Annotated in this window: 9 protein-coding genes; 8 read left to right on the forward strand and 1 reads right to left on the reverse strand. The window is 60.6% G+C overall.

The features are described from left to right. Positions 1–357 precede the first annotated feature (357 nt). The gene (locus GT495_RS01740) at positions 358–1,257 is read right to left on the reverse strand and encodes an alpha/beta hydrolase (protein ID WP_156597143.1); all 900 of its coding nucleotides are present in this window, start codon (positions 1,255–1,257) and stop codon (positions 358–360) included. Positions 1,258–1,501: 244 nt separating this feature from the next. Between GT495_RS01740 and GT495_RS01745 the strand changes: the two genes are divergently transcribed. From GT495_RS01745 to GT495_RS01780, 8 genes are all read left to right on the forward strand, one after another. Beyond that, complete coding sequence (locus tag GT495_RS01745; RefSeq protein WP_152073445.1) at positions 1,502–2,065, forward strand: PTS glucose transporter subunit IIA; 564 nt, start codon at positions 1,502–1,504, stop codon at positions 2,063–2,065. A 235-nt stretch (positions 2,066–2,300) separates the two neighbouring features. Beyond that, a complete protein-coding gene (locus GT495_RS01750) occupies positions 2,301–4,235 on the forward strand; it encodes an acyltransferase family protein (RefSeq protein WP_161161228.1) in 1,935 nt (644 codons plus the stop codon). Positions 4,236–4,371: 136 nt separating this feature from the next. After that, positions 4,372–5,775: an asparagine--tRNA ligase gene (gene asnS / locus GT495_RS01755; RefSeq protein WP_161161229.1), complete on the forward strand. Its 1,404-nt coding sequence runs from the start codon at positions 4,372–4,374 to the stop codon at positions 5,773–5,775. Positions 5,776–6,024: 249 nt separating this feature from the next. Further along, complete coding sequence (locus GT495_RS01760; protein WP_161161230.1) at positions 6,025–6,810, forward strand: hypothetical protein; 786 nt, start codon at positions 6,025–6,027, stop codon at positions 6,808–6,810. A 160-nt stretch (positions 6,811–6,970) separates the two neighbouring features. Continuing rightward, entirely contained in the window at positions 6,971–7,951 is a 981-nt protein-coding gene (locus tag GT495_RS01765) for an ABC transporter substrate-binding protein (protein WP_161161231.1), read from the forward strand. A gap of 204 nt (positions 7,952–8,155) precedes the next feature. Beyond that, a complete protein-coding gene (locus GT495_RS01770) occupies positions 8,156–9,079 on the forward strand; it encodes an ABC transporter permease (protein ID WP_152073440.1) in 924 nt (307 codons plus the stop codon). Further along, positions 9,072–9,866, forward strand: a complete 795-nt coding sequence (locus GT495_RS01775; RefSeq protein WP_161161232.1) for an ABC transporter ATP-binding protein — start codon at positions 9,072–9,074, stop codon at positions 9,864–9,866. The genes GT495_RS01770 and GT495_RS01775 overlap by 8 nt, the downstream gene beginning before the upstream one ends. A gap of 335 nt (positions 9,867–10,201) precedes the next feature. Next, positions 10,202–10,981 (forward strand): mechanosensitive ion channel family protein, encoded by a 780-nt coding sequence (locus GT495_RS01780; RefSeq protein ID WP_161161233.1) that lies wholly within the window; start codon positions 10,202–10,204, stop codon positions 10,979–10,981. The last annotated feature ends 116 nt before the right edge of the window (positions 10,982–11,097 follow it).

Raw genomic sequence — 11,097 nt, forward strand, 5'->3', positions numbered from 1 at the left:
CGGACGGAGTCTTCCCGGAAGCCAGGGACCGCTATCCGGGCGAATTCCGGGATGCCGTTTCCCAATGAGGCCTCTCGGGGAAATTGCGTCCCAGAATTCTGGCTCGAAACGGGATATGGTTTCCCAAACAGGCCTCTTGCGGAAGATGCATCCCGGAATCCCCGCTCGAAACGGGACGCGCTTTCCCAGTCGAGGCCCTATGGGAAACTGCGTCCCACCTTGAAAGGCAAAACTGGGACGCAGTTTCCGGGCGGGGCATCAAAAACGAAGTTGCGGTGGAATAGTTCCTGGATGGGCTGGTTGATACCCCGGACAGGGGCTATTTCACCGCAAGTTATTGAGGGGATGTCCGTCCTCCTACAGATGGCGCTCCAGGAAGCGGAAGGCCAGGCGGACCCAGGGACGGACGGAAACCTGCTTGTCCTCGTTGTCGACCGCGGTATTGGCGTTGCCGAGCGAAAGGCCGTGGCCACCCTGGTCAAAGACGTGCATCTCGCATGCAACACCCTCCTCGGCCATGCGCTGCGCAAACGGGTAGACTTGCGCGATCGGCGCTGTCTTGTCGTCCGAAACGCCCCACACAAAGGTCGGGGGCATCTGGCGCGAAACGTGCGTGGTGGGGCAAATGTCGGTCAGGTGCTCATCGGTCGCCTCGCCGCCCGTCACCATCGACAGATAGTCGTTGAGCAAATCGCGCCCCGTCTTGCCACCCGTCTTGGGCACGCGTAGGTCGATGCGCGGGTCGCGCGTCTGCATATCGCGCACATAGGCAAAGTCGAGCAACGGATAGCCCAGCACCACGGCGTCGGGACGAATATCCTCCGGACGAGCCCCGGCAAGGCCTGCGAAGGGTCCGGTCTTCCACTGCGTTGCCAACGAGGCGCAGATCATGCCGCCCGCCGAGAAACCCACGATGCACACGCGCTTGGGATCGACATGCCACTCGTCGGCGTTGGCGCGCACGGTAGCGACCATCTTGGCGAGGTCCGCCTGCGGGTGCGGAAAGCTCACGTCGCCCGTGGCGCTCGTCACATAGTTGAGCACAAAGGCCTGGTAGCCGCGGTCCAAAAATGCAAACGCCACCGGGTCCTGCTCGTGCGGAGCGATATGCGTAAACCCGCCTCCGCCGCAGATGATCACCGCGGGGCGGCGGCCATTGGGCTTGTCGGGCAGCGGCTCGGCACCCAGATATGTAAACGTCGCCGGATAATCCTCGGTCGGCTCCTCGCCCCACAGCGCATGGTTCTCAATAATCATAGGTGCTCCCTCCGTGCGATTCGTGCGCACTCATTTTTCGCATCTAAGCGTACCCCACTTGAGCCCGTGGCGAAGAAACACTCCCGCAATAAGTTTCCCTTCAACTGATATATCACATAATCCCAGCTCAGAGGTATCGTTGAGCAGCGTAGAATAGGGGCGTTGACCAAGCCGTGAAACACATACGAAACGTTTCCGGCAAACAAAGCGCGCGATATGCGCACTTGATACGTTGGAGGCATCTATGGGTCTGCTCGATTCGCTCAAGTCCACGCTCGCTTCGTCGGGCGAGGCGTCCGTTCCGCCCGCAGCAAGCTTCGCCACCCGCGAAGGCGTCATATACGCCCCCGTCAACGGCGTGCTCGTCAACCTGAATGAGGTTCCCGACGAGACCATTGCCTCGGGCATGCTTGGCCAGGGCTATGGCATCGAGCCCATCACCGACACCATTTACGCCCCCGCCAACGGCCGTATCGGCGCCACCACCGTCACCAACCACTCTATCGGCATGATTACCGAGGACGGCCTACGCGTGTTTATCCACGTCGGCCTGGGCACCGTGAAAATGAACGGTAAAGGCTTTGCTCGCTTTGTCGAGATGGGTGACACGGTCAAGGCCGGCCAGCCGCTCATCAGCTTCGACCGCGACGCTATCAGGGCCGCCGGCCACGAGGACATCGTGACCGTCATCGTCTCTGAGCTCGACCGCCTCAAGAGCATTGACCACGTCGGCGAGTCTGGCACGCTTATCGACGGCAATCCGCTCGTCAAGCTTGGCGATCCGCTGCTGGTTGCCAAGACCAAGTAGCAGACCGCCGTCACATAACGGGTCAACCGCCTGTGCATCTTTGCCGCATTTGTGTTGTTGTTTTTGCCTATGTAGAGGTTCTGAAACGTTTCTATATTGGCAGCTGAGTATCAACGCAGGTGCGGCTTTTGCGTAGCGAAGCATCGCCCCGCGGCATGTTGTTCAACCGCACGAACCCCCTTCCTTTGTCCGCGCAGAGCGCTAGACTGCTAGGTCGACATTGGAGGAAAGATCGATGCAAAACACACCCACGGGCGCCGCACATACCGCCCCTCAACGCAACCAACGCATCGTCGCGCTCGACGGGCTCCGCGCCCTCGCCATCGCCGGCGTCGTCCTATATCACCTTCGCCCCAGCCGCCTGACCGGCGGTTTTTTGGGCGTTACACTCTTCTTTACGCTGAGCGGCTATCTCGCCACCAAAAGCATTATGCGAGCCACGGCACGCGACGGATTCTCGTACCCGCGCTATATCTGCCGCCGCATTGCACGCATGATGCCGCCGATCGTCGTGACCATCGCGCTTACCGCCATCGCCACCTACATCGCAGCCCCGAGCTTACTCCCTAAGGTGCAGCAGGACGCCCTGCCATCGGCACTCTTTTTGAGCAACTGGTTCTACATCTTCCGCAACGTCTCGTATTTCGCCGCCGCGGGGCTCCCCTCGCCGCTCACGCACCTGTGGTTCTGCGCTGTCACTATGCAGTTCAATCTGGTATGGCCGATCATCCTTATGGCGCTGTACAGCAAAACCAAGTCGCGCAACACCGCCATCGGCATCACGATCGCATTCGCGCTTGTATCGACGGCGGCCATGGTCCTCATGTTTAATCCCACCGCCGACACATCGCGCGTCTACTACGGAACCGACGCCCGTGCCGCCGAGCTTCTATGCGGAGCCTTAGCCGCCATCGCCGCGCCGCGTCTGCGCGAGATGCTGAGCGGTGACATCCATACCCCCGGCGCCAACAAGGGCATCTCAAAAGTCAACGCGATTTCTATCGCGTGGCTCGTTGCCGTTATAGCCGGCGCACTCATGCTGACTGGAGAGAGCGCCTGGCTCTACCGCGGCGGCTTTTTGCTGTTTGCCCTCGTCACCGGACTCCTCATCATCTGCGTGCAGAATACGGAGTGCATCGTGCGTCGCCTGTTGTCGGCCAAACCGCTCGTCTGGCTGGGCCAGCGCTCGTTCTCGGTCTATCTGGTGCACTATCCCCTACTGATTCTTATGAACCCCGCAACCCGCACTACCCGCATCGCCTGGTGGGAGCAGGTACTACAGCTTGTACTGATCCTTGCGGTAGCCGAGGTTTTCTATCGCCTCGTCGAACGCCCTTGGTCCCACAAGTCGGCCCAACAGGACAGCACGGCAAGAAAGCACGGCCCCGCGCCCGCCATAGTGCTCCCCGCGTTTGGCGCCGCATGCGTCGCCGCACTTGCCTTCGCGCCGCTTGACTGGGCAGGCATCGCCACCGCCCGCGCCGAGCAGCTCCGTCCCGAGCTGGCCCAGAACGCGACCTCGGCTCAGGACAACGGCGCGAACATCAAGGGCGGCAAGGCCGCATCCGGTAAAGATTCCCAGCCCAGCGACACCGCATCCGATGACGCAACCAAGCAAAAGCCCAAAGAGGGACCTATCGCCGAAAAGGTCCCGAAGAACCTTGACTGGAAGAGCTTTACCTACGACGAGGCAACTGGAACCTGCGACGCCCGCGTGCTCATGATCGGCGACTCGGTCACCGCAGGTGCCCAACCTGGCATTCAGGCGGTGCTTCCCAACGTGTACATCGACGGCGTGGTGAGCCGCCAGTTCTACACCTTCCAGGATGCCTATGCACAGGACAGTGCCAACTACGATCCAAGCGTGGTCATCTGTGCGCTTGGCACCAACGGCCTCATCCGCGATCCTCAGCAAGTGCAGGACGTGATTAACGCCGTAGGCGGCAAGCCCATCTACTTTGTAACTGTACGCGTACCGCTCGAGCTACAGGACCGCAATAACCAGACGATTCGTGACGTCTGCGCCCAAAACGATAACGCCGGCGTCATCGACTGGAACGGTGCCTCAGAGGGCCACAGCGAATACCTTGTCGACGACGGCACACACCTCACCCAGGCGGGAATCGACACCTACGCTGACCTCATACGCCAAGCCATCTGCGGGCACTAGGCAACGCAGAATCGGCGCTTGCGCGGTACCCACGTCACGCCCATACATCACACCCGACGTTTTGCTACGCCCCCACTCGCGGGTTAGAATGGTTAACTGTTTGGAAATAATCCGTACAACCGTTATGGGAGGATACGTGAACCGCACCAAAATCGCGCAGCTCTATGCCGATGCCGAGTCGCTCGGTGGCCAGACCGTCACCGTTGCCGGCTGGGTCAAGTCCGTCCGCGACATGAAGAACTTTGGCTTCGTTACGCTCAACGACGGCAGCTGTTTCCGCGACCTGCAGGTCGTCATGAACCGCGAGGCGCTCGACAACTACGACGAGATCGCCCATCAAAACGTCTCGGCCGCACTCATCTGCACCGGCACCGTCAAACTGACCCCCGATGCGCCCCAGCCCTTCGAGCTTTCTGCCGCCTCCATCGAGGTCGAGGGCACGAGTGCCCCGGATTACCCGCTGCAGAAGAAGCGCGCAACCGTCGAGTTCCTGCGCACCCAGCAGCACCTGCGCCCGCGCACCAACCTGTTCCGCGCCGTGTTCCGCATCCGCTCTGTCGCGGCTGCCGCTATCCACCGCTTCTTCCAGGAGCAGGGCTTTGTCTACGTCAACACCCCCATCATCACCACGAGTGACTGCGAGGGCGCCGGCGAGATGTTCCGCGTGACCACGCTCGACCCCAAAAACCCGCCCCTCACCGAGTCCGGCGAGGTCGACTGGAGCCAGGACTTCTTTGGCAAGCACGCGAGCCTTACCGTGTCCGGCCAGCTCAATGCCGAGAACTTTGCCATGGCCTTTGGCGACGTGTACACCTTTGGCCCCACCTTCCGCGCCGAAAACTCCAACACCACGCGCCACGCCGCCGAGTTTTGGATGATCGAGCCCGAGATGGCCTTTGCTGACCTGAACGACTACATGGATAACGCCGAGGCCATGCTCAAGTACGTCCTTAAGGACGTTATGGCCACCTGCCCCGACGAGCTCAATATGCTCAACAAGTTTGTGGACAAGGGCCTGATCGAGCGCCTGGACCATGTGGCAAACTCCGACTTTGCCCGCGTTACCTACACCGAGGCTGTCGAAATCCTGGAGCAGGCAGTCGCTGCTGGCCACCAGTTTGATTACCCCGTCAGCTGGGGCATCGACCTGCAGACCGAGCACGAGCGTTTCCTGACCGAGGAGCACTTTAAGCGACCGACCTTCGTAACCGACTACCCGGCCGAGATCAAGGCGTTCTACATGCGCATGAACGAGGACGGCAAGACCGTCGCCGCCGCCGACTGCCTGGTTCCCGGTATCGGCGAGATTATCGGCGGCTCCCAGCGCGAGGAGCGCCTGGATCTGCTCGAGGCCCGCATCAAGGACCTGGGCATGAATCCCGAGCAGTACAAGTACTACCTTGACCTGCGCCGCTACGGTTCCTGCAAGCACGCCGGCTACGGCTTGGGCTTCGAGCGCTTGGTCATGTATCTGACCGGCGTGGGCAACATCCGCGACGTCCTGCCGCACCCGCGCACCGTGGGCAACGCCGACTTCTAATCGCCACAGCGCCACCAAACGCGTTCCAGCGCATCACGCCAGCGCCTCTCGGCAAGCCGAGGGGCGCTTTTTTCAACAGTATCCGTCAAGCTTTTGGCAAGATTTTGGTCAGTTGAGCAGGGCTGTTGAAAACTCGACCCGCCGCTTGCCGACGACTACCGACCGCCCAGAGCGCCCTGCGCCCCTGGGAAAGCCCCACGTCCTAGGCTCCATACCGTCGCCACCCAAAACGGAAAGGACGTGGACACCATGACCGAAGCCGCTGTTGAAACCTACGACACCACGACGAGGGGCGCCGCCTCGATGGCAGCCTATCGCGCCGTTCGCATCCTGCAACTATTAAGCGAAAACACCGGCGAGGACAAGGCCATGCTTTCCGATGAGTTGATCCGGTGCCTCGCCCATCCCGACGACCCCGCCCGCATGCCCATCTCGGCGGCGCGGCGCAGCATCTACACCGCCATCTCCGCGCTTCGCCATGCCGGATACGAAATTGAGTACAAACGCGGCGTGGGCTACAAACTTCTTACCCGCCCGCTCACCGATGAAGAGATCATCCGGCTCCACGGTATGGTCATGCGCAACCGCTCCACGCCTATCGCTATCCGCAAGAGCATGGCGCAGCACTTGGTCGCCATGGCGAGCGCCGACGTTCGCGGCTACCTCGATGCACCCGAGCCTGCTCCAAGCGTAGGCGGCAAATCCACCAAGGCCACACGCACGCCCGTCAAGCGCATCGATGCCTGCGAGCTCATCGAGCAGGCCATCGACCACGGAACCACGGTGAGTTTTGATATTTCGAGTGTCACGGCACGCGGAGAGGTCGAAGTGGCACGGATGACACTCCGGCCCTTTGCCATCAAGCAACGAGACGGCATCTCGTATTTGCTGGGAACGGTCTATGACGCGCGAGGCGCCGACGACACGCTGCGTACCGTTGAGATCGGCCGCATGAGAAACGTCACCACACGTCTCCTCGACGGCAAGAAGCTCTTCGCCGCCCTGGACGAGGACGACGCCGCCTCCACCGCATAAGACCCTCCGCCGTCCATTCGACTACCCGTACCGCCCATCCGATTCTGTATTAAAAAACCCGCCAGGCTGTTGTAAAAATGGACATCAGCGCTACTATAGTTCCACTTGCACTTTGTCCCAGTGCAGTGTTTCCAGCCATTTTTATACTGGGGGTAATGATATGAAGGACATCACCATCAGCCGCAGGAGCCTTCTGGTCTCCGCCGGTCTGCTCGCGCTCGCCCCGCTCGCCGGATGCGGCGGCAACTCTGGTTCCGGCTCTGCTGCCGCCGGTTCCGACTACACCATCGGCGTTCTGCAACTCACCGAGCACTCCGCACTCGATGCCGCCAACGACGGCTTTGTCAAGGCCATCAAGGAGAGCGGCCTTAAGGTCAAGATCGACCAGAAGAACGCCCAGAACGACCAGTCCACGTGTAAGTCCATCGCCGACAAGTTCGTGGGCGATGGCGTCGACCTGATCTATGCCATCGCTACGCCCGCCGCGCAGGCTGCCGCCGGCGCCACGGCCGATATCCCCATCGTTGGCTGCGCCATCACCGACTACGCCGCTTCCGGCCTGGTCCAGGACAACGACAAGCCCGGCACCAACGTCACCGGCGCCTCCGACCTCACCCCGGTCGCCGAGCAGCTCGAGATGATGCAGAAGGTCCTGCCCGACGTTAAGAAGGTCGGCCTGCTCTACTGCACCGCCGAGTCCAACTCCGACGTCCAAATCAAGGCCGCCAAGAAGGAACTCGACAAGCTTGGCCTGGAGTACACCGACTTCACCGTCTCGAGCTCCAACGAGATTCAGTCCGTCGTCGAGTCCGCCGTGGGCAAGGTCGACGCACTCTACTCCCCCACTGACAACACCATCGCCGCGGGTGCTTCGCAGGTCGGCCAGATCTGCAAGGAGAACAAGCTCCCCTTCGTGACTGGCGAGGAGGGCATGTGCAAGGCCGGCGGCCTGTTCACCCTCTCCATCAACTACGAGGACCTGGGCTACGCTGCAGGCGAGATGGCCGTTAAGATCCTGAAGGGCGAGGCCAAGCCCGAGGATATGCCGATCAAGCACCTCTCGAGCAAGGACCTGGTCGTCGTCAAGAACGACGAGATGGCCGAGGCCCTAGGCATCGACCTTTCCGCTCTGGACGAGTAGCGCCATGCGCGGTAACGCGTCTAGGGCCCGCACGCGCGCCACAGCCGCGTTATTCAATATCTGAGTCATTGGGGCGAACGCTAAAGACCGGCGTCCGCCCTGCTTGTTTCAGGTAAAACAAAACGTCTGTCCGTAACTCTTCTATGCATTGTTACCGCTATTATGGTGAATCACGTGTCCACCCTATCCTAGGAGGTATGAAGCATGCTCATTGCATTGCAGGGCGCCGTTTCGCAGGGTGTCCTCTGGGGCATCATGGTGCTCGGCGTGTTTATCACGTTCCGCCTGCTCGACATCCCCGATATGACCTGCGACGGCAGCTTTGCCCTCGGCGGCTGTGTTTGCGCCGTGCTCATCGTCAACAATAACGTCGACCCACTGCTCGCCGTACTGGCCGGCATGTGCGCCGGTGCCATCGCCGGCGCCGTCACGGGCATTCTGACCACCGTCTTTGAGATTCCCGCAATCCTCGCCGGAATCCTTACGCAGATCAGCCTGTGGTCCATCAACCTGCGCATCATGGGCAAGTCCAACACACCCATCCTTGCCAAGGGCACCGTGTTCTCGGCCGTCAGCAATATGACCGGTCTGCCGCAGTCCACCGTTGCCATCATCCTGGGCATCGTGTTGGCCGTGGCCATCGTCGCCATCCTGTATTGGTTCTTTGGTACCGAGATCGGCTCGGCGCTGCGTGCCACCGGCAACAACGAGTACATGATCCGCGCCCTGGGCGTTAACACCAACACCACCAAGATGATCGCCCTCGTGCTCTCCAACGCCCTCATCGGCCTTTCGGGTGCGCTTATCTGCCAGAGCCAAAAGTATGCCGACATTGGCATGGGCACCGGCGCCATCGTTATCGGCCTTGCCGCCATCGTCATCGGCGAGGTGCTCGGTCGCCTGCTGCCCGGCGGACTCACGCAGTTTAGTGTCCGCCTTGCTTCCGCCGTCTTTGGCTCCGTGGTGTACTTCCTCATCCGCGCCATCGTGCTGCAGCTGGGCATGGACGCCAACGACATGAAGCTGCTTTCTGCCGTGATCGTTGCCGTGGCCCTGTGCGTACCTGTGGTTTGGGAGCGTTACAAGCTCCGCAGCTCCTACACGAGGGGAGATGAGGCAGATGCTTAAGCTCTCGCACGTCAAAAAAACCTTTAATAAGGGCACCGTCACCGAGAAGCGCGCACTCACCGGCGTCGACCTCACCCTTAACGACGACGACTTTGTGACCGTGATCGGCGGCAACGGCGACGGCAAGTCCACGCTGCTCAACATGATTGCCGGCGTGTATCCGCTCGATTCGGGCGTTATTGAGCTCGACGGCAACGATATCTCACGTCTGAGCGAGTCGCAGCGCGCCAAGTACCTGGGCCGTGTGTTCCAGGACCCCATGCGCGGCACCGCGGCCGACATGCAGATTGCCGAGAACCTAGCCCTCGCCAAGCGTCGCGGTCAGCGGCGCGGTCTTTCGTGGGGCGTCACCAAAGCCGAGAAGGACGAGTACGTTGAGCTGCTCAAGCGCTTGGACCTCGGTCTGGATACGCGCCTCAACGCCAAGGTCGGCCTGCTCTCGGGCGGCCAGCGCCAGGCACTCACCCTGCTGATGGCCACGCTCACCAAGCCACGCCTGCTGCTGCTCGACGAGCACACCGCGGCCCTCGACCCCAAGACAGCATCGAAGGTGCTCAATCTGACCGAGGAGATCGTCGACGAGAACCACCTGACCACGCTCATGGTCACGCACAATATGAACGACGCCATCCGTTTGGGCAATCGCCTGATCATGATGCACGAAGGCCACGTAATCTACGACGTGGCAGGCGACGAGAAGAGGTCGCTCACCGTGGCCGACCTGCTGCAGAAGTTCGAGGAGGTCTCGGGTGGCGAGCTCGCCAACGACCGCATGCTGCTGAGCTAAACCTACCAAAAAGGGACAGGTTTATTTTGGCAGGTTTTATCTGGGCAAACGTCAAAACCGCCGCAAAGGGACAGACACCTTTGCGGCGGTTTTCGCATATTATGTCGATAATCCAGCATCAGCAGGAACCACTGGTTAAGAACTAAGGAAACTGCCACGAGAAGGCTCCTCCCCCGTCTTGCCTTGACCGCCGCACTCCTTGCCGGCGTGCTCGCCGGCACCCCAACCTACGCCGCTGCGACCTCCCCTTCTCAAGTTACCGGCCCGTCCGAATGTGATCGGATGGGCTTCTTAGTGGGTATCATGGTTAGACAATCATGAGGAGGTTTCCCTACATGGAATTGTTTGAGCCAATTCTTCATTTCTTTGCACAACGATGGGTCCACAACATCTTCTGGGCAGGTATTTTGGGCATCGGTACCGCCGTTGCCGCCAAGGTCGCGTCCAGGACGCTGCACCACCTGCTTAACCGCGACGATAACCCACTCCCTTCATCGAGCATCTTCATCAACATCGCGCGCGCCGTCATCTGGATGATCGGCGGCAGCTTTATCCTCGACAACTGCTTTGGCATTAACGCAAACGCCCTCGTCGCCGCTCTCGGCGTCGGCGGCATCGCCATCTCGCTCGGCTTTCAGGACACACTGTCAAACCTTATCGGTGGCATGCAGGTGACCTTTATGGGCATCATCAAGCCCGGCGACAATATCGAGGTCGGCGGTGTGTCGGGCGTGGTCCAAGACATCACCTGGCGCCATACGACCATCGAGGACGCCTGCGGGCAGACCATCATCGTCCCCAACTCCAACATCTCCAAGAACACGCTCGTGCACCTCATGCCCGTTGGGCGCGTTGCCGTGCCCGTCGCGGTGAAAGACCCCTCCAAATGGGTGTCGCTCGATGCGCTAGCAGACGAGCTCGTCAGCGCCACCAAAACGGCCGTCTCGCCTATTTCAGATTTTGACAAGGAGCCGTACGTGCTCTTTAGCGAAATCGGCGACTTTGGCGTCAAGGGCAAAATCATCTTTATCGTCAGCGACAACAGCACCACCTTCACGGCAGCCGACGCCTGCATCCGCGCCATCGCCCCCATCATTGCCCAACCTGCCAAATAGGGACAGGTTTATTTTGGCAGGTTTTATCTGGGCAAATGGGCGGTTTATTTCTTAATGGCCCAGCCGCCCTTTACGAGCTGCCCCTTTTCGTGCGACCGAGACGATGGTACCATGGT

Source organism: Collinsella sp. BIOML-A6 (assembly GCF_009875845.1).
Classification (GTDB): domain Bacteria; phylum Actinomycetota; class Coriobacteriia; order Coriobacteriales; family Coriobacteriaceae; genus Collinsella; species Collinsella aerofaciens_H.

Coding starts and splice junctions, on each gene's coding strand:
- GT495_RS01740 (WP_156597143.1), bottom strand. CDS start 1,257: ATGATTATTGAGAACCATGCGCTGTGGGGCGAGGAGCCGACCGAGGAT.
- GT495_RS01745 (WP_152073445.1), top strand. CDS start 1,502: ATGGGTCTGCTCGATTCGCTCAAGTCCACGCTCGCTTCGTCGGGCGAG.
- GT495_RS01750 (WP_161161228.1), top strand. CDS start 2,301: ATGCAAAACACACCCACGGGCGCCGCACATACCGCCCCTCAACGCAAC.
- GT495_RS01760 (WP_161161230.1), top strand. CDS start 6,025: ATGACCGAAGCCGCTGTTGAAACCTACGACACCACGACGAGGGGCGCC.
- GT495_RS01765 (WP_161161231.1), top strand. CDS start 6,971: ATGAAGGACATCACCATCAGCCGCAGGAGCCTTCTGGTCTCCGCCGGT.
- GT495_RS01770 (WP_152073440.1), top strand. CDS start 8,156: ATGCTCATTGCATTGCAGGGCGCCGTTTCGCAGGGTGTCCTCTGGGGC.
- GT495_RS01775 (WP_161161232.1), top strand. CDS start 9,072: ATGCTTAAGCTCTCGCACGTCAAAAAAACCTTTAATAAGGGCACCGTC.
- GT495_RS01780 (WP_161161233.1), top strand. CDS start 10,202: ATGGAATTGTTTGAGCCAATTCTTCATTTCTTTGCACAACGATGGGTC.